Genomic DNA, 25,256 nt, shown 5'->3' with positions numbered 1-25,256 from the left:
AAATACAGATGAATCAGATGAACCCCGCTTTCGTGATGCCCGACGTGCAGAGCAGCGTCGATACGCGCCAGATTCCGATCCAACGGGTCGGGGTGCGCGCGGTGCGTCATCCGCTTACGCTCAGAACGCCCGACGGCCAGGTGCAGGCGACCGTCGGCGTATTCAATATGGACGTTCATCTGCCGGCCGAACAAAAAGGCACGCATATGTCGCGTTTCGTGGCGTTGCTCGAGGAGCGCAAGACGCCCCTCGATCTGGCCGGCTTCCGCAGTATGCTGGCCGGCATGCTGGAGAAGCTGGAAGCGACGGCAGGGCGCATCGAAGTGACTTTCCCGTATTTCATCACCAAGACAGCGCCGATTTCCGGCGTGCAAAGCCTGATGGATTACGAGGTGGCGCTGGTCGGAGAATTGCGTGAAGGGGTTGCGCGCTGCTGGCTCAAAGTGTTGGTGCCGGTCACCAGCCTGTGCCCGTGCTCGAAGAAGATTTCGGACTATGGCGCTCACAACCAGCGCTCGCACGTGACGATCACCGCAGAATTGGCGGCCGACGTCAGCGTCGAGGAGATCGTGCGCATGGCAGAAGAAGAGGCATCGTGCGAGTTGTGGGGATTGCTCAAGCGCCCGGACGAGAAGTTCGTCACCGAGCGCGCCTACGATAATCCGAAGTTCGTTGAAGATCTGGTGCGTGACGTGGCGCGCCGCCTGAACGAAGAGCCGCGCATTGTGGCGTATGTGCTCGAAGCCGAGAACTTCGAGTCGATCCACAACCACAGCGCCTATGCGGTTATCGAGCGGGACAAGCGTATTGACGCATGATCTGCTCGACCGGCAGGATCGCCATCAAATAAAAAACCGCCTCTCGACCAGGCGGTTTTTTTATGGCGCAAGACGGTGTGGAGTGAGGCCGATGGCCTCACGGCAGCATGACCTCGGCCAGATCCCAACGGGGGCGAACGGTGTACTCATAGCGCGTGTCGGCGGTTTGGGGCCAGTGCTTGAGCCGCATCGCGCCGGCAAAGGCAATCATCGCACCGTTGTCGGTGCAAAACGCCAATTCGGGATAATGCACGCGGTAGCCTCGTTGCCGGGCCGCGTTGTTCAGCGCCTCGCGCAACTGGCTATTGGCGCCCACGCCGCCGGCCACCACCAGCGTTTTCAGGTGCGTTTGCTTCAGGGCCGCCAGCGACTTTGCCACCAGTACCTCGACGATGGCGTCGACAAACGCGCGCGCCAGATCGGCTTTGTATTGATCGCAAATATTGGTGCCGGCATTGCGCACCTGGGTCAGCACCGCGGTCTTCAAGCCACTGAAGCTGAAGTCCAGGTTGCCTGAGTGCAGCATCGGGCGAGGCAGTTTGTATTGCCCGGGAATACCGAACTCCGCCATGCGCGAGATGGCCGGGCCGCCGGGGTAGCTCAGCCCCAGCAGTTTGGCGGTTTTGTCGAACGCCTCGCCGGCGGCGTCATCGAGTGTCTCGCCGAGAATCGTGTAATGGGCAAAGCCGTCGACTTCCATCAACTGCGTATGACCGCCCGACACCAGCAGCGCGACAAACGGAAAAGCCGGCGGATCGGCCGACAGTAGCGGCGAGAGCAGGTGACCTTCCAGATGGTGGACCGGAACCACGGGGATATCCAGCGCAAAAGCCAGCGCGTTGGCCAGGCTGGCGCCGACGAGCAGGGCGCCAGCCAGCCCGGGACCTTGCGTGTAGGCGATGGCGTCGATGTCCTGGCGCGTCTTGCCGGCCTCCAGCAAGACCTGATCGAGCAGCGGCAAGGCGCGGCGGATGTGGTCGCGCGAGGCAAGTTCCGGCACCACGCCGCCGTATTCCTGGTGCATGGCAATCTGGGAATGCAGCGCGTGGGCAAGCAGACCCGCCTCGGTGTCATACAAGGCAAGCCCGGTCTCGTCGCAAGAACTCTCGATACCCAACACCAGCATAGCTACGGCCAATCAGAAGGTCGGTGGATCAATCAGCCAGTATAGCAGCGCCGTCCCGGCCGCGCCCGCAGGTACAATGCGCGCCATGGATAAATTCGATGTGGCGGTAGTGGGGGCCGGAGCGGCCGGCATGATGTGCGCGGCGCGGGCCGGGCAGGCGGGGTTGCGCGTGGTTATCATCGATCATGCGGAGAAATTGGCCGAGAAAATCCGCATCTCCGGGGGCGGTCGCTGCAATTTCACCAACCTTCATGCCGGCCCGGCTAATTTTTTGTCCGAAAACCCGCATTTTTGCCGCTCTGCACTGGCCCGCTATACCCCGCAAGACTTTCTGGAACTGCTGCGACGCCATCGCATTCGGTGGCACGAAAAGCACAAGGGACAACTGTTCTGCGACGACTCGAGCGAGGACATCATCGCCATGCTGCGACGTGAGTGCGACGCCGGACGGGTGCACTGGCGCATGCCCTGTCGTGTCAGCGAGGTGACGCGCAGTGGCGACGCGTTCCGGATCGCCGCTGACGGCGGCGAGTTGCTCGCCCGGCATCTGGTGGTGGCCACCGGCGGTTTGTCGATCCCGAAAATCGGCGCGACCGATTGGGGGTATCGCCTGGCCAGGCAGTTCGACTTGCCGGTGGTCGAACCTCGTCCGGCGCTGGTGCCGCTGATGTTCGACGCCGCCACTTGGGAGCCATTTGCCGAGCTGGCCGGGGTCTCGCTGGAAGTACGGGTCGAGACCGGGGCCGGGCGCTCGCGCGGCAGCTTCGTCGAAGATCTGTTATTCACGCATCGCGGTCTTTCCGGGCCGGCGATCCTGCAAATCTCGAGCTATTGGCAACCGGGTGAAGCCATTGAGCTCGACCTGTTGCCGGCCGCGTCAGCCGAGCCCTTGCTGCTCGAGGGCAAGGCGGCGTCGCGCAAGCACCTGTCGAATCTTCTGGCGCAATGGCTGCCGTCCCGCCTTGCCGATGTCTGGATCCGCCACCAGGGGCTGCCGGCACAGGCGCGCACCAGTGAGTTGCCGGATAAGGCGCTGCGCCGCATGGCGGCAGCACTGAACCATTGGACACTCAAGCCGTGCGGCTCGGAGGGGTGGCGCAAGGCCGAAGTCACGCGCGGCGGGGTCGACACGCGCGCACTGTCGTCTGCCTCGATGCAGGCCAATGCCGTGCGGGGCCTGTATTTCATCGGCGAAGTGGTCGACGTGACCGGCTGGTTGGGCGGCTACAATTTCCAGTGGGCATGGGCTTCGGCGGTGGCTGCGGCAAGTGCCATTGCCGCCGAAAACGGTTGAAAATCGGGCCCTCGGACAGGGCTGCGCGGCGTTGCGGAAAACCCTATTTGCGTCTATATTTGCGCCATGAACTTTCGTTCGGCCCGGTCTGCGGCCAGTCCCTTCGTCTCGCATTTGCCAGCCAGCCCGCTACCTTTGGTCGAGCCGGGGCTGCTATTGCGCTCGACGCGCTGCTGAATACGCTGTTATCGTTTTCGCACTTCGCCCCCGGCGTATTCCAAGCACGATTTTTTTGTCTGGCCCAGGCTGGAAACATTCTGAATTCAAAGCACCGACGATCCCCACAGGAGAAGAAAAATGGCTGACAAGCTGATTGTGTTCGATACGACGTTGCGCGACGGCGAGCAGTCGCCCGGCGCATCGATGACAAAGGAAGAAAAAATTCGCATCGCCCGTCAGCTCGAACGCCTGAAAGTCGACGTCATCGAGGCCGGATTCGCCGCCAGCTCCAATGGCGATTTCGATGCGATCAAGGCTATTGCCGGGTTGATCAAGGACAGCACGGTATGCAGCCTGGCGCGCGCCAACGACCGGGACATCGGGCGTGCCGCGGAGGCGCTCAAGGACGCCAACTCCTCACGAATCCACACGTTCATCGCGACTTCTCCGCTGCACATGGAAAAGAAGCTGCGCATGACGCCGGAGCAGGTGTTGGAACAGGCCAAACTGGCGGTGCGATTTGCGCGCCAATTTACCGACAACATCGAGTTTTCCCCCGAGGACGGCAGCCGTTCGGACATGGATTTCCTGTGCCGGGTGCTGGAGACCGTGATCAACGAAGGCGCCACCACCATCAACGTCACCGACACGGTTGGTTACGGCGTGCCGGAACTGTACGGCCAATTGATTCGCACGCTGCGCGAGCGCGTACCCAATTCGGACAAGGCGGTATGGTCGGTGCATTGCCACAATGATTTGGGCATGGCGGTCGCGAATTCACTGGCCGGCGTGAAAATCGGCGGCGCGCGGCAGGTCGAGTGCACCATCAACGGTCTGGGCGAGCGCGCCGGCAATACCTCGCTCGAAGAGATCGTGATGGCGGTCAAGACGCGCCGGGATTACTTCGGGCTCGACCTCGGCATCGACACGACTCAAATCGTACCGGCCTCCAAGCTGGTCTCCCAGATTACCGGTTTCGTGGTGCAGCCCAACAAGGCGGTGGTCGGCGCCAATGCCTTTGCTCATGCTTCGGGCATTCACCAGGACGGGGTGCTCAAGGCACGGGACACCTACGAAATCATGCGGGCCGAGGACGTGGGCTGGAGCACCAACAAAATCGTGCTGGGCAAGCTGTCCGGCCGCAACGCTTTCAAGCAGCGTCTGCAGGAGCTGGGCATCGCGCTGGATTCCGAGGGTGAGGTCAACAGTGCTTTTGCCCGCTTCAAGGAACTTGCGGATCAGAAAGCAGAAATTTTCGACGAAGACATTCTGGCGATCGTGTCGAACGAAGCGCAGACCGGCAGCGGCGAGCACTTCGAATTCGTCTCGCTGTCGCAGCATTCGGAGACTGGCGAGCGCCCGCATGCGCGCGTGGTGTTCCAGGCAGCCGGCTCCGAGCAGACCGGAGAGGCCGACGGCAATGGGCCGGTGGATGCGACGTTCAACGCGATCGAGGGACAGGTCAAGAGCGGTGCTGAACTGGTGCTCTATTCGGTCAACGCAATCACCACCGGCACGCAGTCGCAAGGCGAGGTGACGGTGCGCCTGTCCAAGGCCGGCCGCATCGTCAACGGCGTCGGTACCGATCCCGACATCGTCGCGGCGTCGGCCAAGGCGTATCTTTCGGCGCTGAACAAGTTGTACTCGAAGGCGGAGAAGTTGAACCCGCAATTGACACCCTGATACGTTGGCAGGGGTGGCACGCCCCCGATGCACAAACGGCGCCCCGAAGAGGGCGCCGTTTGCATTACGGCAGGGCCGATGTCAGAACAGCAACCGCCGATCGGGGTCGTGCAGCGGATCGGGGGTGGTCTGGGTCATGCGCAATATGCCGTCCGGACTGAAATAGAAATGCATCAGCATGTCCCAGGTGCCATATTGCTTGAAGCGGTAAGTCCAGACTTCGCGCTTCATGAGCGGGAAATAGGCGGTTTCCACTGGAATGCCGAAACGCCGCCGGACGTCGTCCTCGGTCCATTTGCCGATCTGGGCCTGGTCGAACGCCCGACTGGTCATGACATCCTGCACGTGCAACACCCGGCCATGCGCGTCGAAATCGACGGCGATCGTGTGCTGGCCGTATGGGCGGGTCGGGTAGAGCCAGCGCGTGACGCCATCTGGCAATTGATATACCTCGCGCGGCGTGCCGAGGCGGGTTTCGACGTCCGCGCGGGATACGCCCGCGGGAATGGTCTGCCAAATCGGGGTGCAGCCCGCCAGGCAGCCCGCCACCAGCAACGCGGCCAGCGACCCTCTGCGAGTCTGGGCAAGGCGGACGATGCGTCGCAAGAATGCCATGTTTCCTCCTTGGTCGTCCTGGCCCTCATTATGCGCTGCCTGAGCGGGCGATGGTGGCGACGCGGTATGGCCGCCGAGTATTTCGGGGCGAGTGGTGCTGGCAATCAGGGGATTTTTGCCATATAATCCTGCACTTGCAGTTGAACCGCGTTTTTTGCATTTCATCAGGCGCGGTTTTTGTAAATCCACGGCACGGCCCTTCTTCCGTGACCGCTTGTTCATTTAAGGAAAATCAATGTCAGTTGCAGACATCAAAAAATCGGACGTCGTTGCGCAATACGCGCGAGGCGCCAAGGATACCGGTTCGCCCGAAGTTCAGGTTGCCCTCTTGACGGCGCGCATCAATGAACTGACGCCGCATTTCAAGGCGCACATGAAGGATCACCACAGCCGTCGCGGTTTGCTGCGTATGGTGAGCCGCCGCCGCAAGCTGCTCGACTACCTGAAGGGTAAGGACGCCGACCGCTATCGTTCGTTGATCGAAAAGCTCGGGCTGCGCAAGTAAGCCGGAGGAATTGATTGAAGATGCCTGTATCAGCACGCTGATGCAGGCATTTTGCTTTTTGGCGGCAAAGCGCTGGCACAGTGTTTTGCCTGAATTCTCGGGACCCCGGCAAGTAGGACTTGTGTCATTCCAGCAGCGAGCCAGACCAGCACTGAAACGGTGCGGCGGTTGTTGGAATGGCATAACACTCCCCCTACGATTCGTCGGGTTTGCCCGGCAGCGTTGTCGCGCCGCTGCACCAATGAGCGCGACTCGATACAGGAGTGCAAATGTTCAATAAAATCGTGAAAACCTTCCAGTGGGGACAGCACACGGTACGCCTGGAAACGGGCGAAATCGCTCGTCAGGCCAGCGGTGCCGTTCTGGTGGACATCGATGAAACCGTTGTGTTGGCCACCGTGGTGGGCGCCAAGAATGCTAAGCCGGGTCAGGACTTCTTCCCGCTGACCGTCGATTACATCGAAAAAACCTATTCGGCCGGCAAGATCCCCGGCGGCTTCTTCAAGCGCGAAGGCCGCCCGTCCGAGAACGAGACGCTGACCTCCCGCCTGATCGATCGTCCGATTCGCCCGTTGTTTCCGGAGGGCTACTACAACGAAGTCCAGATCGTCATTCACGTTTTGTCGATCAATCCGGAAGTGCCGACCGATATTCCGGCCCTGATCGGCGCCTCGGCTGCGCTGGCCGTCTCCGGCCTGCCGTTCAACGGACCGGTTGGCGCGGCACGGGTCGCCTACATCGACAACCAGTACGTCCTGAATCCGACGCGCACGCAAATCGCGTCGTCGCGACTGGACCTGGTGGTCGCCGGTACCGAGCGCGCGGTCTTGATGGTCGAATCGGAAGCCGACCAATTGCCGGAAGATGTCATGCTGGGCGCGGTCGTGTTCGGCCACGAACAAATGCAAACGGCCATCAACGCGATTCACGAACTGGTGCGCGAAGGCGGCAAGCCGGAATGGGACTGGACGCCGTCGGCCAAGAACGAGCCGCTGATCGCCAATGTGTTGGCGCTGGCCGAGCAGGATTTGCGCGCCGCTTATCAAGTGCGCGAAAAGCAGGCTCGCACCCAGCAGGTTCGCGGTGTGTATGCTCAGGTCAAGACCAAGCTGGCCGAGCAAGCTGCCGCGAATGGCGCGGCCGCCCCCGACGACGTCGAAGTCGATAACATCCTGTTCGATCTCGAGGCGCGCATCGTGCGCAGCCAGATCCTCAATGGCGAGCCGCGTATCGACGGCCGTGATACCCGCACGGTCCGCCCGATCAGCATTCGCACCGGCGTGCTGCCGCGCACCCATGGCTCGGCGCTGTTCACGCGCGGCGAAACGCAAGCGCTGGTCGTCGCGACCCTGGGTACCAAGGGCGACGAGCAGATCATCGATGCGCTGCAAGGCGAGTACCGCGACCGCTTCATGCTTCACTACAATATGCCGCCGTTCGCCACCGGCGAGACGGGGCGTGTCGGTTCGCCCAAGCGCCGCGAGATCGGCCATGGGCGTCTGGCCAAGCGAGCGCTGCTGGCCTGCTTGCCGAGCGAGCAGGAATTCGGCTATTCGATTCGTGTCGTATCGGAAATCACTGAGTCGAACGGTTCGTCGTCGATGGCTTCGGTGTGCGGCGGCTGCCTCGCGCTGATGGATGCCGGCGTGCCGATGAAGGCGCACGTCGCCGGCATCGCCATGGGCCTGATTCTCGAGGGTAACAAGTTCGCCGTCCTTACCGATATTCTGGGTGACGAAGATCACCTCGGCGATATGGATTTCAAGGTGGCCGGTACCGCCGATGGCGTGACCGCGCTGCAGATGGATATCAAGATCCAGGGCATCACCAAGGAAATCATGCAGGTCGCGCTGGCGCAAGCCAAGGAAGGCCGCATGCACATCCTCGGCAAGATGCAGGACGCCGTATCGGGTGCCCGTACCGAGTTGTCCGAGTTCGCGCCGCGCATGGTGTCGCTCAAGATCAATCCGGAAAAGATCCGCGATGTGATCGGCAAGGGCGGCTCGGTGATTCGTGCGCTGACCGAGGAAACCGGCACCAGTATCGACATCTCCGACGACGGTGTGGTGACCATCGCCAGCACCAATTCGGAGGGCATGGCCGAGGCCAAGCGTCGCATCGAAGCCATCACGGCTGAAGTCGAAGTGGGGCAGGTCTACGACGGTACCGTGCTGAAGCTGCTCGAGTTCGGCGCGATCGTCAGCGTCCTGCCGGGCAAGGACGGTTTGCTGCACATCTCCGAGATCGCCAACGAGCGAATCAAGGACATCAACGAATGGCTCAAGGAAGGCCAGGCGGTGCGTGTCAAGGTGATCCAGCATGATGACAAGGGCCGTCTGCGTCTGTCCGTCAAGGCACTGACACCGGAAGAGCAGGGCACGCCGCTGGTCAAGCGCTCGTCGGAGTCCGAGGCGCCGGCGCAGTAATCGAGGAGATCAACGCCGGGCTTGCAGCAGCTCGGTGATTGCATCGGAAAAAGCGAGCTTCGGCTCGCTTTTTTTTGCCGCAACCCGGTAAAAAAGCGAGGCTAGGTATTTACAAGATTTTGGATCATCTATAAAATCTCATTTCTCTGTTCGGGGGGTATAGCTCAGCTGGGAGAGCGCTTGCATGGCATGCAAGAGGTCAGCGGTTCGATCCCGCTTACCTCCACCACAGAACTGTTTTGTTTGGTCGGATCAAGCAAAACTTCGCAAGCGAAGTAAAAGCATATATAATATGCGCCTTCGCTGAAATAGAGGCGAAATCTGCCAAGATTTTGTCCCCTTCGTCTAGAGGCCTAGGACATCACCCTTTCACGGTGAGTACAGGGGTTCGAATCCCCTAGGGGACGCCAGGATTCGACGCCGAAGCAATTCGGTTGAGTTCTGAACGGCGCCGGCGCGAGTCGGTGCAAACCCGCGAGAAGAGCGGGTTTTTTGTTGGAGTTTGGAGCGGTAGTTCAGTTGGTTAGAATACCGGCCTGTCACGCCGGGGGTCGCGGGTTCGAGCCCCGTCCGCTCCGCCAAACTACAAGCCCGGAAAGATTCTGGGCTTTTATTTTTTGAGTGGGTCCAAGAAGGGATCCACGTTGATTTTGTCCCCTTCGTCTAGAGGCCTAGGACATCACCCTTTCACGGTGAGTACAGGGGTTCGAATCCCCTAGGGGACGCCAGGATTCGACACCGGAGCAATCCGGTTGAGTTTTGAATGACACGCTGGCGCAAGCTGGTGCGAGCCCGCAAGACAAGCGGGTGTTGTTGAGTTTGGAGCGGTAGTTCAGTTGGTTAGAATACCGGCCTGTCACGCCGGGGGTCGCGGGTTCGAGCCCCGTCCGCTCCGCCAAATGCTCGGTCTCGTCGCAGTCGACGACTCAAAGACCGCTTAAAGCCCGCGTCGTCGCGGGCTTTTTTATTTGGCCTGAGTTCGGGGCACAGGGTCTGCGCTGCAGGCGCTGATCCAACGCAGATACAGCATCAGACCTGCCGCGGCCAAGCCCAGACTCAGGCTGTTGGCAAACCAAAAGCCCGATGCTCCGAGCAAATAGCGTGGCGTTATGCCGAACGTATCGAAACCGAGCGCATAACCGCCGCCAAGCCCGACCCCCCACAACGCCACTGCGTAAATTACCGTTGGCACGACCGCAACCTTATAGGCGCGTAACACAAAAATCGTGCTTACCTGCATTGCATCAAACACATGATAGAACGTCAGGAACACGAACAGCGGCGCTGCGGCACGTGCGATCAGTGGGTTGGGTGTATACGCCGCAATAAGGCTCGTACGACTCGTCCATACGAGTAGGCTGATGCACATCGCCAGCGCGACCGCGAACGAGATGCCGCGGCGGCCGAGCCGTCGTGCCGCGGCGAAGTCCCGTGCACCGAGCGCCTGGGCCACGAGCGTCGCGGTGGCGATGCCCAGTGACATCGGCAACATGTAGAGGACGGTTCCCAGGTTTGCGGCGATCTGATGGCCCGCCAGCACGGTGGCGCCGAACCGTGCAATAAAGATGGCCATGAATGTGAATGCGGTGACCTCGATGAGGTAGCCCAGTCCCATGGGAATCCCGAGCTTGAGCAATGCCCTGATGCGGGGCCATTGCGGCCACGAAAATTTCCGGTAGATACCAAACTGGCGCAACAGCGAATGGCGTTGCATCAGAAATAATCCCAGCAGACAGGACACCCAGTTGATAAGCGTGGTCGCCAGCGCGCACCCCGCGCTGCCCAGCTCCGGCACGAGCGAGATGCCAAGCCGGCCGCTGCCGTAGATGAAAATGAAATTCAGCGGGATTTTCAGTGCCAGGCCGATCAACTGAATCATCATCACGATGCGCGGTCTGGCAATCGCGTTGCTGAGCGACGAATAGATGCGAAACGCCAGTGCGGCCGGGAGCCCCAGCGCGAGAATCTGCAGGTACGCGACAGTGCGCCCCTCCAGCATCGGCTTTGCGTCGGCGATGTGCAGCAGAATATGAGGATGCAGCAAGAGCGCCATGCCCGGCACTGAAAGACCGGCTGCCAGCCATAGGGCTTGCCGGACCTCCTCGCCGATTTCGGCATGACGATGCGCACCATACAGTTGCGCCGCGATCGGGGAGAGTGCCACCAGCACGCCCATCATGCCGACGTAGACGGTGATGTATATCGACCCCCCCAGCGCCAGTGCCGCAAGATCGGTCGCGGTATAGCGCGCCACCATGGCCGTGTCTATGACGCCGAAGGCGACCACTGCCAACTGGCCGATCAGCACGGGCCATGCCAGGCTGATGATCCGGCGGATATCTCTCAACATGGATGCCGTCTCAATGGCGAGGCCGTTCCTGCAATGCGTAGAGGCGGAAGCGCTCGTCGCGGTCGGCCGCGCGCCGGCCTTCCCACAGCAGGTGCCACTCATAGGGGGCGGGTGCGCCTGGCTGATCGTAATCCTGCGTATCCTGGCGCAGCAGAACGTTGCAGTTGTCCTCGCCAAATCGCATGTGGCCGAAATATGCGAATGACGCCAGTTGTGCGTCACCAACCCGAGCGGTGCGGATGCAACTATAGTCGCGGGGCAGGTGGGCGACGATTTGCGCTGCGACATCGCGGTACGTTCTGCCATAGTTGACCAACGGCAGCCACAGCGTCATCAGCAGCACCCACATCAAGGTGGTGCCGCCACCCGAGAGCACCACGCTGCGCCACAGCACCTTGGGGTTACGCGAAATGCGCCAGACCACCAGTACGATCCAGGCGGCTGTGACGGCAAAGGCGCAGACCAGCGTGACCCAACTGAACGTCACCTGAAAGCCGGGCACCAGGCGATGGAGATTCCTGGAAATCTGGCCGGGAAACCCGGTCAGTCCGGCAAGCCAGACCAGCCAGACGAAACTGCCCAGAATCGTAAAGCTCAGGACGGCAAACCAATCGAAAGCATTGATGGCGCCGCGTTTGAGCGTGGGCAAGCCGAACGCCGAAAGAATCGCCAGCGATGGCAGTAGCAAAATGAAGAACCGGTTGCTCTGGTGGGCCTGCAGCAGCACCAGCAAGGCCAACGGTGCCAGCACCGCCAACGGCGTGGCAACGTGCGGCGCGCGTCGAAGGCCCCGCCAACTATGCAGTGACCATAGCGCCAGCGGCCATGCCGGCCATGCAAACAGCGCCAAATTCTTGGCGGTATAAAAGAGCGCATCGCTATTGGGGCCGCCGAACGTATCGAAGCCGACGTCCAGCCACTCGCCGATCCAGAACTGGCCGCCAGGCGCCCATTTCATCGTGGCAAGCGGCCAAGTGGCCGACACAACGATGCCGATCGGGACGCCGGCCGCCAGCAGCGCAAGGCGGGGCAGCGGGCGGCACACCAGCAGGAGGATGGCGCTGGCCAGCAGGACAGCCAGCGACAGCGCAAGCGACCCGGTCAGCGTCAACCCGCCCAGCGCGAGACCGAACCAGATCGCGCCCTGCCATGGCTTGTCGAGCGATCGAACCAGGCCGTAAAGCGTCATGGCGACGAACGTCAATTGCCCGACTTCGGCTGTTGTTTCGTGGCCGCGCTCGGCCAGGCCGAAGCACGCGAGCAGAATCAGCAGGGCGCCGTCGGCCAGCGTGCGGCCATAATCGCGAGGCTCGGGTTCGCCGCCGAAAGCGTATTTGAACGGCTGAACCTCGGCGCGGCGACCAAGCAGATATGTGCTGTACCAGACGAACGCGCACGTGGCGTAGAAGCAAAGGCCGGTGACGATGCGGGCGGCGTCCGGCGCGCTCATCCAGCGATGCATCACGCGGATGACCAAGGCGCCGAGCCAGAAGATCAACGGGCCGCTGTCGAATACCGACTTGCCGGCGATATTCGGCAGCAGCCAATCGTGCCAATGACCCTGCGCCATGGTCCACATTACGCCGAAGCCCGCGGCGTCTTCGTTTTTCCATGGATCGCGGCCGAACAATCCCGCCAGCACATAGATGACGCAAATCGCGAAAAGCAGGGAGCGGGGCAGCGCGCTGGTGGCGGAGGCAGTAAGACGGAAGCGTTTCATCAGGTGATAGGACAGATGATGGCCGATTCGGTTAGTCCGAGAGTATGACAGCTAATTCGATAACACCGCGTGTGCTGTAACGCCCCGTAACGAACACGCGGCGCGTGGGCCCGCGCCATGAAAAAAGGCAGCCGAAGCTGCCTTGATGGCTTGGTGCCGACTGCCGCTGCGCTTACTTTGCGGCGGTTTTGCCAGTCCGGTTGCCAAACTTCTGGCGGAATTTTTCCACGCGCCCGGCAGTGTCCATGATCTTTTGCGTGCCGGTGTAGAACGGATGCGATTCCGACGACACTTCGATCTTCACCAGCGGATATTCGTTACCATCTTGCCACTTGATGGTTTCCTTGGTCTGAATGGTCGAGCGGGTCTTGAAACTGAAGTCGTTCGACAGGTCGAGGAACACGACTTCGCGATAATTCGGGTGAATGCCTTCTTTCATGATCAAGCCTTTGTCGTTGGGTAGCCAGCCCGCACCCCTGTGCGAACCACTTGCCGAGTGGATAAAACGCGGATTATGCCAGAAAAACAACAGGTTGCGCAAAATTTTCGGCAAATTTTGGAATCAACCGACCACCGTATCGCAAAATCTACCGGGCGTCCGGCAGCACCTTGCCCGGATTGAGCACGCCGTTGGGGTCCAGCGATGCCTTGAGGGCGCGCATCAGGCCGATTTCGACCTGGCTCTTGTACCGTTCGATCGCATTGCGCTTGAGGCGGCCCAGGCCGTGTTCGGCGCTGATCGAACCTTGCTGCGCGAGCACGGAGTCGAACACAAGCCGATTGATGGCGGCCTCATGTTGTAAGAAATGCTTTGGATCGCCGCCTTCCGGCGCTTGCACGTTGTAGTGCAGATTGCCGTCGCCCAGGTGGCCGAAGGTGACCATGCGCGCCCCCGGGAAATCCCGTTGGATCAATGGGTCGGTCGCCTCGATAAAAGCCGCGATGCGAGACACGGGCACGGCAATGTCGTGCTTGATGTTCAAGCCCTCCTGGGCCTGGGCCAATGGAATGCTCTCGCGCAGATGCCAGAAGGCATGCGATTGCCGCATGTTTTCCGCCACCAAAGCGTCGTCCACGACGCCCCGCTCCAGGCTTGCCTCGAGTATCGACTCAAGCAGGCCGCGCGCATGGGCTTCGCTCTCGTTATCGGACAACTCGAGCAAGACCATATAAGGTTGCGGGGTCGCAAACGGATAGCGCAATGCCGGGAAATGGCTTTGCACCAGCCGCAGGCAAAAATCCGACATCAATTCGAAACCGGTCAGCAGCGGGCCGGCCTGCTCCTGCGCCATACCGAGCAAGGTTACGGCGGCGCGCGGCGAACTCACGGCCGCCAGGGCCGTCATGCGAGCGCGAGGTTGTGGGAACAGCTTGACGGTCGCAGCGGTAATAATGCCGAGCGTGCCTTCCGACCCGATGAAAAGATCGCGCAGATCGTAGCCGGTGTTGTCTTTACGCAGTCCTCGCAGGCCATCCCAAACCTCGCCCTGCGCGGTCACGACCTCCAGCCCCAGGCACAACTCCCGGGCGTTGCCGTAACGCAGCACGGCCGTGCCGCCGGCGTTGGTCGCCAGGTTGCCGCCCAGCGTGCAACTGCCTTCTGCGGCCAGGCTGAGCGGAAAGAGCCGACCAGCGTCGTGGGCCGCGTTCTGGACGTGCTGCAGAATGCAGCCGGCCTCGGCCGTCAGGGTGTGGTTGTCGAGATCGATATCGCGAATGCGGTTCAGCCGGCGCAGGCTCAGGACGATCTGGCGCCCTGGCTCGCATGGGGTCGCCCCGCCCACCAGGCCGGTATTGCCACCCTGGGGCACGATCGCAACGCCATGGCGGTTGCAGGCGCGCACCACGGCCGCCGTCTGCGCGGTATCGGTCGGCAGCACCACGGCGAGGGCTCGACCGGTGTAGCGGCGGCGCCAATCGGTCAAATAGGGTGCCGTATCGATATCCTGACAAAGCAGGTGCGAATCGCCGACAATCGCTGCGCACTCCGATAAAAATTCGGCATCGCTCATCATGCCCTCCAATTCAGTCACGCGGCAGAGTCGCCCGCGCCCTGGCACGTGCAGCCTGCTTGAACGGGCGCACATACAGTATCGCGCACAGATAGAAAGCGAAGCTCAGCGCGCTCTCGATCCAGCCCAGCAAGGCCGATGTGGCCGCCGGGTCGCTCATGCCGCGCACGGTGCCCTCGGCCAGGTAAAGCAGGATCAGCATGCTGGACCATTGCAAGGTGTAGACGTTGCGCTTGAGCACGCCGCGCAACGGCAGCAACAGCGGCAGGGCTTTGAGCGCCAGCCACGAGCCGCCGGGGCGCAGAGGCGCCAGCCAGAGTTCCCAGGCAAGGCAGAGTGCGATCAGCGCCACGAGGCTGACGATGGTACCGGCATAACAGATGCGTCGCATGGGTCAATGGGCCAATTTGAGCGCGGTTTGCGCGAGCCTGGCGCCGAGCGCCACGGCCAGTTGCCGCTCGTCGTCGCTGATGGTGCCGCCGGTCTGGGCGAAGTGCGTCGCGCCGTAGGGCGAGCCGCCGGTGCGTGTGCTCATCAGGCCGCTTTCGGTGTAGGGCAGGCCGAGCAGCAGCATGCCGTGGTGCAGCAGCGGGATCATCATCGATAACAGTGTGCTTTCCTGCCCGCCGTGCAGACTGCCGCTGGAGGTGAAGACACAGGCCGGCTTGCCGGCCAGCGCGCCTGAGAGCCACTGCGGGGTCGAGCCGTCGAGAAAGTATTTGAGCGCGGCGGCCATGTTGCCGAAGCGGGTGGGGGAGCCCAGCGCCAGTCCGACGCACTCCTCGAGATCGCGCAACTCGGCGTACGGCGGGCCGCTGTCAGGAATTTCCGGCGCACTGCTCTCGCACACGGTGGAGACCCCGGGCACGGTGCGCACTCTTGCCTGAGCGCCGGGCACGCTGTCGATGCCTTGCGCGATAAAACGTGCCAATTGGGCGGTCGTGCCGTGTCGGCTGTAGAACAAAACCAGGATGTCTTTCATGGCGAACTCGTTGGGCAAGCAGTTATTATAGGGGCTCTCACTGCGGCCACGCGCGCGGCCGGCCACAAGCCCTCCGGGAGGACACTCTTGCACAAACCGAGCCGATTGGACTTCGAAAGCATCCGGGAAATCGTCAGGTTCGTGATGCGCCGCAGCCGGGAAGACCGCATACCGCAGATCGCCGGGAGCCTGACGTTTACCACCGTGCTCGCGCTGGTACCGTTGCTGGCCGTGGCGTTCGCGCTGTTCACGGCATTTCCGATGTTCAATACGTTTCGCGATGCGCTGCAGGGATTCCTGCTCTCGCATCTGATGCCCGACACGGTCAACGACCAGATCTTCCGCTATTTGAATCAGTTTGCGGCCAAGGCCAAAAGCTTGACCACGGTAGGGCTGATCGGGCTGCTGCTGACGTCGGTGGCCACCATGATGACCATCGAATCGGTCTTCAATGTGATCTGGCGCGTGCCCAGGCCTCGGCCGCTGGCCCAGCGGGTGTTGGTCTACTGGGCGATTCTCACGCTCGGGCCGTTGCTGTTCGGGGTGAGCCTGTCGATCAGTTCCTACGCGCTGAGCCAGTCGATGTCGCTGGTGCATACGCTGCCGCTGGCGGTGGCTTGGCCGCTGGGTTTTTTGCCAGTGCTGCTGTCGGCGGTGGCGTTCACGCTGCTCTACCTTTACATGCCGCATTGCCGGGTCGATTGGCGCGATGCGCTGACCGGCGGGACGATCGCCGCGCTGGCCTTCGAAATCGCCAAGCGTGGTTTCGCCTTGTACATCAAAAAATTCCCGACTTACACGGCTGTCTATGGCGCCTTTGCCGCCATACCGATTTTTTTGCTATGGGTTTATCTGAGTTGGCTGGTCACCTTGTGGGGGGCGACCCTGACGGCGGTGCTGCCGTCGTTCCGGGAGCGCCACTTTCATCATCGCGAGTTTCCCGGCAGTTATTTGCTCGATGCGCTGACGATACTGTCGGCGCTCGACAAGGCGCGCGATGGCGGTAAGCCGGGGCTGACGCAGCTTGAATTGGCCCGCCAGACGCATTCCGACTTGACCCATGCGGCAAAATTGCTGGGCGATCTCGAGCAATTCCAATGGATCGGCCGCCTCGCCAATCCGAAAGGGCCCGACCGCTGGGTGTTGCTGGTCAATCCCGAGACCGCGTCATTGGAGCGGCTGATCGTGCAACTGACGATCGACTTCGGCGAACTGTCGCAGCAATTGACGCGGCGTCAGCTCGATGGCGAACGCATCGCAACGATGCTGCGCGAAGGGCGCTGGGATGTTCCGCTGGCGCAGGTGTTGCGCCAGCCCGCGGCGTAGGCAGCGCTCATAAGGCAGCGCTACAGCTTGATGCGTCCGAGGCAAATGTCGCGAAACATCGCCCAGTCGCCGATCAGGCTGTACCACGGGTGGCGAAATGTCGCGGGGCGATTTTTTTCGAAAAAGAAGTGCCCGACCCAGGCAAACGCATAGCCGCAGACCGGCACGCCCAACAGCCACCACGGGTTACCCGTGACAGCGAAAACCGCCACCAACGCCAATGCGCCGAGCGAGCCGGCAAAATGCAGGCGACGGCAGGTGCGGTTACTGTGCTCGCCCAGGTAGTACGGATAAAACTCGGCGAACGTGCGAAATTGATCGGTACGGACATTGCTCATGCCAGGCTCCGAAGAGGCTCCCTATTGGTTCATTGTTGTCCCGTTCGCCCGCCCAGGCAAGTGAGGGCCGGGCGTCATCGTCGCGCGAACCCGTACAGCGCATCGAGTGTCGCATCGGGCTGTTCGCCCATCATGGCATGACCGGCATCCAGCAACCTCGTGTCGACTGTCACGCCGCTGGCGGTCATGGCGTCGATCAGCGCCTGAGCGGCCTTGGGAGGCGTCATGACGTCGCGCCGCCCAAGAACGAACAGGACCGGGCACCGGATCCGCGCGGCCGCGGCAAGGCCATTCCGGTAGCTGTTGCACGCCGAGAAGTCGACCAGGAATACCTGCGCGGAGTTGCTGCGAGATACGCGCTCCATCAGGCGTTGATTGCCGCCATGCATCCAAAATCCGGGCGCGGGAAACGACGGCTTGTTGGCGATACTCGAGTGCGACCACGTGTTGACCATGTCGATCGCTTCGGCCTCGCGATGCGCGGCGGCATCGAGCAGAGCATCCGATACTTTCATCGGGTAGGCGGTTCCGACCAGCGCGATCTTTTCGACGCGTTCCGGGTAACGGGCGGCGGTTTCCAGGGCGATCAACGACCCCATGCTGTGTCCGATGAGAAGCGCGCGGGCCACGCCGGCGGCGTCGAGCAACTGGACCGTCCAGTCGGCCAGCGCTTCGATGCTGGTCAACGGAGCGCCGGAGCTGCGATGATGACCGGGTAGATCAACGGCCAGCACATTGAAGCCATGATGCGCGAAGTAACGCGTCTGCAGAATCCAGACGCTGTGGTCGTGCTCCGCGCCGTGCAGAAATACAGCGGTGGGCAGCGCGGGGTCGAACGGCTTGCCGCCCGTATAGGCGTAGGCGGTTTGTCCGGCGATGTTCAGGATCATGGGATCGGTCTCTCAGGATTTTTGGGCGGCCTTGAGCCCGCGTTTCAGGTCGGCGATCAGATCATCCGGATCTTCGAGGCCGATCGACAGGCGCACCGTGCCTTCGCCGATGCCTGCCGCCGCCAGCGCGGCGGCGTCCATTCGGAAATGCGTGGTCGAGGCGGGATGAATGACCAGCGAACGCGCGTCTCCAACGTTGGCCAAATGCGAAAACAGCTGCAAACTCTCGATGAAACGCCGGCCAGCGGCGCGATCGCCCCGCAGATTGAAGCTGAAGACCGCGCCGGCACCCTTGGGCAGCAACCGCTTGGCCAGCGCGTAATCGGGGTGGTTTGGCAGTTCCGGGTATGCGACGGACTCGACGGCCGGGTGAGCGGCCAGAAACTCGACCACGCGACGGGTATTGTCGACGTGCCGGGCCATGCGCAGCGGCAGCGTCTCGACGCCCTGCAGCAACTGCCAGGCCGCCTGCGGGTGCATGCAGGCGCCGAAATCGCGCAGTCCCTCGCGGCGCGCGCGCAGCAAAAACGGGGCGACGGTGCTCTCCTCGGCAAATACCATGCCGTGAAAGCCGTCGTAGGGTTCCGTGAATTCGGGGTATTTGCCGGAGCGCTCGAAGTCGAATGTGCCGCCATCGACCAGCACGCCGCCGATCGTGGTGCCGTGTCCGCCGAGGAATTTGGTGGCGGAATGGTAGACCAGATCGGCGCCGTGCTCGAAGGGACGCTGCAGGTAGGGGGTGGTGAAAGTCGCATCGACCAGCAGCGGCACGCCGTGATCGTGCGCGATGGCGGAAATCTGCGGAATATCCAGTACGTCGAGACCGGGATTGCCCAGCGTCTCGCCGAACAGCAGGCGCGTGTTGGGGCGCAGCGCGGCGCGCCAGCCCGCCAGGTCGCCCGGGCGCACGAAAGTGGTCTCGATGCCGAAGCGACGCAGTGTGTAATGCAGCAAATTGTGCGAACCGCCGTACAGGGCGCTCGATGCGACGATATGGGCGCCAGCGCCCATCAGGGTGGCGATGGCCAGGTGCAGCGCAGCCTGGCCGCTGGCAGTGGCGATCGCACCCACGCCATTTTCCAGCGCGGCGATGCGCTCCTCGAAGACGGCCGTAGTGGGATTCGAGATGCGCGAATAGACGTGGCCGGCGCGTTCCATATTGAAAAGCGCGGCGGCATGGTCGCTGTCGCGAAACACGAACGATGTGCTCAGGTAGATGGGCGTGGCGCGCGCGCCGGTCGCGGGGTCCGGGGCGGCCCCGGCGTGCAGGGCCAGCGTGTCGAATTGATTGGCGGGCATGGTCGGAAGCCGTTGGTCGGCTGCTTGAGTCGAAGTAGGATGCATCCTAACATTGCCATTCGGCCGCGGCGACGAGGGCAGTTTCGCCTTTATTTTTCAGGGCGTTTCGGCTAGCATCGAAATATGGCCTTGATGCTGCCGGTCAAAATATGGTGACGGCATTGCCACCCCAAAATGAGGAGCGAATCATGCGTGTGAGTGACATCCTGAAAGTGAAGGGCAATACCCTGTTCACTGTGACGCCCGATACGCTGCTGAACGAAGCCGTGATCACGATGGCTCAGAACGATATCGGTTCGCTGGTCGTGATGGAGTCCGGCAATCTGGTCGGCATGCTGACGTTCCGGGAAATCATCGAGACGATCAGTGCCAACGGCGGCTCGGTCGGCAGCACGACGATCCGCAAGGTGATGGACGATCATCCGCTGATCTGCACGCTCGAGACCGACGTCAACGAAGTGCGCCGCATGATGCTCGAGCGCCATGCCCGTTATCTGCCGGTGATGGACAGCAACATGCTCATGGGCGTGATTTCTTTCTACGACGTCGCCAAGGCGGTTGTCGAAGAGCAGTCGTTCGAGAACAAGATGCTGAAGGCCTACATTCGTGACTGGCCCGAAGAGGAGCAGAACGCCGGGTGATCCGATCTCCCGCCGACGAAAGCGCGCCTGTGAAGCGCGCTTTTTTGTGCGCCGTCGCTTTCCTCCCCCCCAACAAAGTTGTGCCGGTGACCCTCTGTAAGGATACGCATGACGCAAAACGCGCCTGGCCAGTCCCCCAGTCAATACCAGTTGCTCAAGCAGCGCCGCTTCGCGCCCTTCTTCTGGACGCAGTTTCTCGGCGCAATGAACGACAACATTTTCAAGATCGCCTTTACGTCGCTGGTGACCTACCATACCGCGCTGTTCGCCGGGGTGGACGGCAAAACGGCGGCGTTTCTGATTTCAGCCATCTTCATCGTGCCGTTCGTGCTGTTTTCCGCCACCAGTGGGCAGATTGCCGACAAATGGGAGAAGTCGCGCCTGATTCGGCTGGTCAAAACACTCGAAATCGGCATCATGCTGCTCGGCACCGCGGGTTTTTACTGGCACAGCGCGCCGCTGCTCTATACCGGCACATTTCTGATGGGGTTGCATTCGACGCTTTTCGGGCCGGTCAAATACGCGTACTTGCCTCAACATTTGAATCAACGGGAACTGGTCGGCGGCAACGGCATGGTCGAGATGGGTACGTTCGTCGCCATTTTGATCGGCACGATCGCGGGCGGTGAAATCGCCGGGCTAGGGGAGCCGGGTTTGCTGGCGATCGGCGGCGTTTGTCTTTCGGTGGCGCTGGCCGGGCGGGTGGCTTCCCATTGGATTCCCGAGTCCGCGGCTGCGCAGGCCGATTTGCGCATCAACTGGAATCCCTTTTCGGAAACCTGGCGCAATCTGGCGCTGGCGCGCGAAAGCCGCGTGGTTTTCACGGGATTGCTGGGCATTTCGTGGCTGTGGTTCCTCGGTGCGACTTTCCTGACCGCCTTTTTCAATTTCGGCAAGGACGTCCTGTCGGCCGATCAGAACGTCGTGACGCTGATGCTGGCGATGTTTTCCATCGGGATTGGCATCGGCTCGCTGCTGTGCGAGCGCCTGTCCGGCGGGCGGGTGGAGGTGGGCCTGGTGCCATTCGGCTCGATCGGCATGACGGTGTTCGCGATGGATCTCTATTTCGCCAGTCACCACCTGTCGGTGCTTGCTCATTTGCAGGGTGTGACGGAGTTCCTCGGGCGAGGCGTGCATTGGCGGATCCTTGTCGATCTGTTCCTGCTGGCGATGTTTGGCGGCTTTTACAGCGTGCCGCTCTATGCCCTGATCCAGAGTCGCTGCGCGCCGACGCATCGCGCCCGCATTATCGCGGCCAACAACATCCTCAATGCACTTTTCATGATCGCCTCGGCGCTCATGGCAATGGCGCTGACGCATGCGGGATTCTCGATTCCGGAGATTTTCCTGGTCACGGGGCTGCTCAATGCCGCGGTCGCGATCTACATCTACTTGCTGGTGCCGGAGTTTCTGATTCGCTTTGTGATGTGGTTATTGCTGCACACCGTTTACCGCATTCGTGTCACGGGCGCAGAGCGGGTGCCCGACGAGGGGGCATGCCTTTTTGTCTGCAATCACGTCAGCTTCGTCGATGCCGTTGTGATCGGGGCCACGATCCGGCGTCCGGTGCGCTTCGTCATGGATCATCGCATTTTCCGGATTCCGTTGCTGGCGTGGTTCTTCCGTACGGTCAAGGCGATCCCGATCGCGCCCGCGCACGAAGATGCCGACACGCTGGCGCAAGCCTATGACCAGATCGCCCAGGCGCTGCAGGCCGGCGAGATCGTATGCGTCTTTGCGGAGGGGCGCTTGACCGATACCGGGCAAATGCAGCCGTTTCGCCGCGGGGTCGAGCGCATTCTGTCCCGCTCGCCAGTGCCGGTATTGCCAATGGCCTTGCGCGGCCTGTGGGGCAGCTTCTTCTCTCGCAAGGACGGTGCTGCGATGACGCGACCCTTCCGGCGTGGCCTGCTCAACCGTCTGGAACTCGTGATCGGCGATCCGGTGAGCGCCGCCGACGCTACGCCGGAGCACCTGCGCGAACAGGTGTTGGCGTTACGCGGGCCGTGGCCATGCTGATCGGCCTGATTCGCTGGCATAATGGCGGTTTCCGTATCTGCACGAATAACGACGCATGGCCGGCAATACTCTAGGGACTCTGTTTACCGTTACGACCTTCGGCGAATCGCATGGCCCGGCCATCGGCTGTGTGATCGACGGCTGTCCCCCCGGGCTCGCGCTCAATGAAGCCGACATCCAGGCCGACCTGGATCGCCGCAAACCCGGCACGTCCCGCCATGTGACGCAGCGCAAGGAGCCCGACACGGTCGAGATCCTGTCCGGCGTGTTCGAAGGCATCACCACCGGCACGCCAATTGCGCTGCTGATCCGCAATACCGACCAGCGCAGCAAGGATTACGGCAACATTGTCGAGACCTTTCGCCCCGGACATGCCGATTACACCTATTGGCATAAATATGGGGTACGCGACTATCGCGGCGGCGGCCGGTCGTCGGCGCGCCTGACCGCCCCGCTGGTGGCGGCCGGCGCGGTTGCACGCAAGTGGCTGAACGAGAAATTCGGCACGCAGATTCGCGGCTACATGGCGCAATTGGGCGAGATCGACGTGCCGTTCGTCGGCTGGGAACATGTGCGCAACAATCCATTCTTCGCGGCCAACCCCGACGTGGTCGGACGGCTCGAAACCTATATGGACGATCTGCGCAAGGTCGGCGACTCGGTTGGCGCTCGCATCAACGTGGTCGCCAGCGGTATTCCGGTCGGGCTCGGCGAGCCGCTGTTCGACAAGCTCGATGCCGAAATTGCGTATGCCATGATGGGTATCAACGCCGTCAAGGGTGTCGAAATCGGTGCGGGTTTTGCCTGTATCGCGCAAAAGGGTTCAGAGCACGGCGACGAACTGACGCCCGCCGGGTTCCTCAGCAATAACGCCGGCGGCGTGCTGGGCGGCATTTCGACCGGCCAGGATATCACCGTGTCGATCGCGATCAAGCCGACCTCCAGCATCCGCACGCCGCGCCGCTCGATCGACAAGGCCGGCCAGCCCACGATGGTGGAAACATTCGGGCGGCATGATCCCTGCGTCGGTATCCGCGCGACGCCGATTGCCGAAGCGCTGCTGGCGCTGGTATTGATCGATCACGCGCTGCGGCACCGCGCCCAGTGCGGCGAGGTCTCGGTCGACACACCGGTGATCGCCGCGCGCGCGCCCGAATCGACCTGAACAACGCGGCGGGCCAGACAAATAAAAGCCGCGAGGCCTGTTGAGGGCCTCGCGGCTTTTTGTTGCCCGATGGGACGTATCACATATTGGGGTAGTTCGGCCCACCGCCGCCTTCGGGAACCACCCACACGATGTTCTGCGTCGGGTCCTTGATGTCGCAGGTTTTGCAGTGCACGCAATTCTGCGCGTTGATCTGCAGCCGCTCGGCGCCATCGTCATTCTTGACGAATTCATACACGCCCGCCGGGCAGTAGCGCTGCTCCGGCCCGGCGTATTCGGCCAGATTGACGCCCACCGGCACCGTCGGGTCTTTGAGTGTCAGATGGCACGGTTGATTTTCCTCGTGGTTGGTGTTCGAAATGAACACCGACGAGAGCCGGTCGAACGTGAGCTTGCCGTCCGGCTTGGGATAGGCGATCGGCTGGCATTGCGAGGCCGGCTTCAGGCATTCGTGATCGGCCTTGGTGCGATGAATCGTCCAAGGCATCTTGCCGCCGAGCAACTTCTGCTCGATGCCGGTCATCAGCGTGGCGATCGTGCGGCCTTTCTTGAACCATTGCTTGAAGTTGCGGGCTTTTTGCAATTCATCATGCAGCCACGACTTTTCGAAAGCCAGCGGGTAGTCGGTCAATTCGTCAAACTGCCGGCCACTGGCGAGCGCGTCGAACGCGGCCTTGGCCGCCAGCATGCCAGTCTTGAGTGCGGCGTGGCTGCCCTTGATGCGGCTCGCATTGAGGAATCCGGCCTCGCAGCCCACCAACGCGCCACCGGGGAACACCAGCTTGGGCAGCGAAAGGATGCCGCCCGCGGTGATGGCCCGGGCGCCGTATGCGATGCGCTTGCCGCCTTCCAGATAATGGCGGATCGCCGGGTGGGTCTTGTAGCGTTGGAATTCCTCGTAGGGCGACAGGTAGGGGTTCTCGTAGTCCAGGCCTACCACGAAGCCGATCGACACCTGGTTGTTGCCCATGTGATAGAGAAAGGAGCCGCCATAGGTGTTGCTGTCGAGCGGCCAGCCGGCGGTATGAATGGTCAGCCCCGCCTTGTGCTTGGCCGGATCGATTTCCCACAATTCCTTGATGCCGATGCCATAGGCTTGCGGATCCTTGCCGTCGGCCAGCTTGTAGCGGGCGATCAACTGCTTGCCAAGATGTCCGCGGGCACCTTCGCAAAACAGCATGTATTTGGCGTGCAGCTCCATCCCAAGCTGGAAATTTTCAGTCGGCTCGCCGTCTCGGCCCACGCCCATGTTGCCCGTCGCGACGCCTTTGACCGAGCCGTCGTCGTTGTAGAGCACTTCCGCGGCGGCAAACCCCGGGAATATCTCGACGCCAAGCGCTTCGGCCTGCTGACCCAGCCAGCGAACCACGTTGGCCAGACTGACGATATAGTTGCCGTGATTCTGAAAGCATGCGGGCAATGCCCAGTTGGGCGTGCGGCGCGCGCTGCCGTTCTCGTTGAGGAACAGAAACTGGTCTTCCGTGACGGGGGTGTCGAGCGGTGCGCCAAGTTCCTGCCAGTTGGGAAACAGCTCCGTCATGGCGCGCGGATCCATCACGGCGCCCGACAGTATGTGAGCACCGACTTCCGAGCCCTTTTCGAGCACGCAAACGGAGACCTCCCGGTTCTGCTCCTGTGCCAATTGTTTCAGGTGGATCGCGGCGGATAATCCGGCCGGACCCGCGCCGATGACCACGACGTCATATTCCATGGACTCTCTCGGGCCATATTGCTCGAGTAGGTTCTGGCTCATTGTTTCTCCTCACTTAACGTTAGAATTCGTGGGTTGCGGGCATTTTCCGGGAATGCCGGCCACCTCGCAAAGAAGTATTTTTAGCACGATCGTTCGATCGTGGGTGAAAATAAGCCTCTAATTCATCGGTGCAAG

At 61.7% G+C, this 25,256-nt stretch carries 20 protein-coding genes, 5 tRNA genes and 1 pseudogene; 14 read left to right on the top strand and 12 right to left on the bottom strand.

From position 1 onward, the window contains the following. The first annotated feature begins 8 nt into the window (after positions 1-8). Positions 9-818, top strand: coding sequence for a GTP cyclohydrolase FolE2 (gene folE2 / locus PATSB16_RS12465; RefSeq protein WP_047214436.1), 810 nt, complete (start codon positions 9-11; stop codon positions 816-818). Between the two features lie 97 nt (positions 819-915). Here the strand turns inward: folE2 and tsaD are convergent, their stop codons facing one another. Further along, positions 916-1,944 (bottom strand): tRNA (adenosine(37)-N6)-threonylcarbamoyltransferase complex transferase subunit TsaD, encoded by a 1,029-nt coding sequence (tsaD, locus tag PATSB16_RS12460; protein WP_047214435.1) that lies wholly within the window; start codon positions 1,942-1,944, stop codon positions 916-918. A gap of 85 nt (positions 1,945-2,029) precedes the next feature. On the opposite strand from tsaD, the gene PATSB16_RS12455 reads away from it, so the two are divergent. Both PATSB16_RS12455 and PATSB16_RS12450 read left to right on the top strand, forming a co-directional pair. Then, positions 2,030-3,238 carry a BaiN/RdsA family NAD(P)/FAD-dependent oxidoreductase gene (locus PATSB16_RS12455; protein ID WP_047214434.1) on the top strand — a complete coding sequence of 403 codons (1,209 nt, stop codon included), beginning with the start codon at positions 2,030-2,032 and terminating at the stop codon, positions 3,236-3,238. A 297-nt stretch (positions 3,239-3,535) separates the two neighbouring features. After that, positions 3,536-5,080 (top strand): 2-isopropylmalate synthase, encoded by a 1,545-nt coding sequence (locus PATSB16_RS12450; RefSeq protein WP_047214433.1) that lies wholly within the window; start codon positions 3,536-3,538, stop codon positions 5,078-5,080. An 81-nt stretch (positions 5,081-5,161) separates the two neighbouring features. Here the strand turns inward: PATSB16_RS12450 and PATSB16_RS12445 are convergent, their stop codons facing one another. Continuing rightward, positions 5,162-5,695, bottom strand: a complete 534-nt coding sequence (locus PATSB16_RS12445) for a lipoprotein (RefSeq protein WP_047214432.1) — start codon at positions 5,693-5,695, stop codon at positions 5,162-5,164. 235 nt (positions 5,696-5,930) lie between these two features. Here PATSB16_RS12445 and rpsO point away from each other — a divergent pair, with 235 nt between their 5' ends. The 7 genes from rpsO to PATSB16_RS12410 all read left to right on the top strand — a co-directional run bounded on the left by rpsO (position 5,931) and on the right by PATSB16_RS12410 (position 9,524). Continuing rightward, positions 5,931-6,200 carry a 30S ribosomal protein S15 gene (gene rpsO, locus PATSB16_RS12440; RefSeq protein WP_047214431.1) on the top strand — a complete coding sequence of 90 codons (270 nt, stop codon included), beginning with the start codon at positions 5,931-5,933 and terminating at the stop codon, positions 6,198-6,200. A 263-nt stretch (positions 6,201-6,463) separates the two neighbouring features. Beyond that, complete coding sequence (gene pnp, locus PATSB16_RS12435) at positions 6,464-8,626, top strand: polyribonucleotide nucleotidyltransferase (protein ID WP_047214430.1); 2,163 nt, start codon at positions 6,464-6,466, stop codon at positions 8,624-8,626. 153 nt (positions 8,627-8,779) lie between these two features. After that, positions 8,780-8,855 (top strand) — tRNA-Ala (locus PATSB16_RS12430). Positions 8,856-8,960: 105 nt separating this feature from the next. Next, positions 8,961-9,036: transfer RNA gene (locus tag PATSB16_RS12425), tRNA-Glu, on the top strand. 94 nt (positions 9,037-9,130) lie between these two features. Then, positions 9,131-9,207, top strand: a tRNA-Asp gene (locus PATSB16_RS12420). Positions 9,208-9,278: 71 nt separating this feature from the next. After that, positions 9,279-9,354, top strand: a tRNA-Glu gene (locus PATSB16_RS12415). A gap of 93 nt (positions 9,355-9,447) precedes the next feature. Next, positions 9,448-9,524: transfer RNA gene (locus PATSB16_RS12410), tRNA-Asp, on the top strand. Between the two features lie 66 nt (positions 9,525-9,590). Here PATSB16_RS12410 and PATSB16_RS12405 read toward each other — a convergent pair. From PATSB16_RS12405 to wrbA, 6 genes and pseudogenes are all read right to left on the bottom strand, one after another. Then, complete coding sequence (locus tag PATSB16_RS12405) at positions 9,591-10,976, bottom strand: MATE family efflux transporter (protein ID WP_047214429.1); 1,386 nt, start codon at positions 10,974-10,976, stop codon at positions 9,591-9,593. Positions 10,977-10,986: 10 nt separating this feature from the next. Beyond that, the gene (locus tag PATSB16_RS12400) at positions 10,987-12,696 is read right to left on the bottom strand and encodes an ArnT family glycosyltransferase (protein WP_047214428.1); all 1,710 of its coding nucleotides are present in this window, start codon (positions 12,694-12,696) and stop codon (positions 10,987-10,989) included. Positions 12,697-12,871: 175 nt separating this feature from the next. Further along, positions 12,872-13,135, bottom strand: a pseudogene (locus tag PATSB16_RS12395) (type B 50S ribosomal protein L31); the annotation flags it as partial. Positions 13,136-13,283: 148 nt separating this feature from the next. After that, positions 13,284-14,711 (bottom strand): FAD-binding oxidoreductase, encoded by a 1,428-nt coding sequence (locus PATSB16_RS12390; RefSeq protein ID WP_047214427.1) that lies wholly within the window; start codon positions 14,709-14,711, stop codon positions 13,284-13,286. A 10-nt stretch (positions 14,712-14,721) separates the two neighbouring features. Further along, positions 14,722-15,099: a DUF2069 domain-containing protein gene (locus PATSB16_RS12385; RefSeq protein WP_047214426.1), complete on the bottom strand. Its 378-nt coding sequence runs from the start codon at positions 15,097-15,099 to the stop codon at positions 14,722-14,724. 3 nt (positions 15,100-15,102) lie between these two features. Then, positions 15,103-15,690: an NAD(P)H:quinone oxidoreductase gene (wrbA, locus tag PATSB16_RS12380; RefSeq protein ID WP_047214425.1), complete on the bottom strand. Its 588-nt coding sequence runs from the start codon at positions 15,688-15,690 to the stop codon at positions 15,103-15,105. 87 nt (positions 15,691-15,777) lie between these two features. Here wrbA and PATSB16_RS12375 point away from each other — a divergent pair, with 87 nt between their 5' ends. Further along, on the top strand, positions 15,778-17,016 hold the full coding sequence (locus tag PATSB16_RS12375) for a YihY family inner membrane protein (protein ID WP_237170230.1): 1,239 nt from the start codon (positions 15,778-15,780) through the stop codon (positions 17,014-17,016). 20 nt (positions 17,017-17,036) lie between these two features. Here the strand turns inward: PATSB16_RS12375 and PATSB16_RS12370 are convergent, their stop codons facing one another. From PATSB16_RS12370 to PATSB16_RS12360, 3 genes are all read right to left on the bottom strand, one after another. Further along, positions 17,037-17,354 (bottom strand): Mpo1-like protein, encoded by a 318-nt coding sequence (locus tag PATSB16_RS12370; RefSeq protein ID WP_047214424.1) that lies wholly within the window; start codon positions 17,352-17,354, stop codon positions 17,037-17,039. A 74-nt stretch (positions 17,355-17,428) separates the two neighbouring features. Beyond that, positions 17,429-18,244: an alpha/beta fold hydrolase gene (locus tag PATSB16_RS12365; protein ID WP_047214423.1), complete on the bottom strand. Its 816-nt coding sequence runs from the start codon at positions 18,242-18,244 to the stop codon at positions 17,429-17,431. 12 nt (positions 18,245-18,256) lie between these two features. Further along, positions 18,257-19,543, bottom strand: coding sequence for an O-acetylhomoserine aminocarboxypropyltransferase (locus tag PATSB16_RS12360; protein WP_047214422.1), 1,287 nt, complete (start codon positions 19,541-19,543; stop codon positions 18,257-18,259). A 188-nt stretch (positions 19,544-19,731) separates the two neighbouring features. Between PATSB16_RS12360 and PATSB16_RS12355 the strand changes: the two genes are divergently transcribed. The 3 genes from PATSB16_RS12355 to aroC all read left to right on the top strand — a co-directional run bounded on the left by PATSB16_RS12355 (position 19,732) and on the right by aroC (position 23,368). Further along, complete coding sequence (locus PATSB16_RS12355; protein ID WP_047214421.1) at positions 19,732-20,184, top strand: CBS domain-containing protein; 453 nt, start codon at positions 19,732-19,734, stop codon at positions 20,182-20,184. A 108-nt stretch (positions 20,185-20,292) separates the two neighbouring features. Continuing rightward, a complete protein-coding gene (locus tag PATSB16_RS12350; RefSeq protein WP_047214420.1) occupies positions 20,293-22,203 on the top strand; it encodes an MFS transporter in 1,911 nt (636 codons plus the stop codon). Between the two features lie 55 nt (positions 22,204-22,258). Beyond that, the gene (gene aroC / locus PATSB16_RS12345; RefSeq protein ID WP_047214419.1) at positions 22,259-23,368 is read left to right on the top strand and encodes a chorismate synthase; all 1,110 of its coding nucleotides are present in this window, start codon (positions 22,259-22,261) and stop codon (positions 23,366-23,368) included. Between the two features lie 79 nt (positions 23,369-23,447). On the opposite strand, the gene PATSB16_RS12340 is transcribed toward aroC, so the two are convergent. Beyond that, a complete protein-coding gene (locus tag PATSB16_RS12340; protein ID WP_047214418.1) occupies positions 23,448-25,121 on the bottom strand; it encodes an electron transfer flavoprotein-ubiquinone oxidoreductase in 1,674 nt (557 codons plus the stop codon). Positions 25,122-25,256: the final 135 nt, after the last annotated feature.

This window comes from Pandoraea thiooxydans (genome assembly GCF_001931675.1).
Classification (GTDB): domain Bacteria; phylum Pseudomonadota; class Gammaproteobacteria; order Burkholderiales; family Burkholderiaceae; genus Pandoraea; species Pandoraea thiooxydans.
This window is presented reverse-complemented; position numbering and strand designations above follow the sequence as displayed.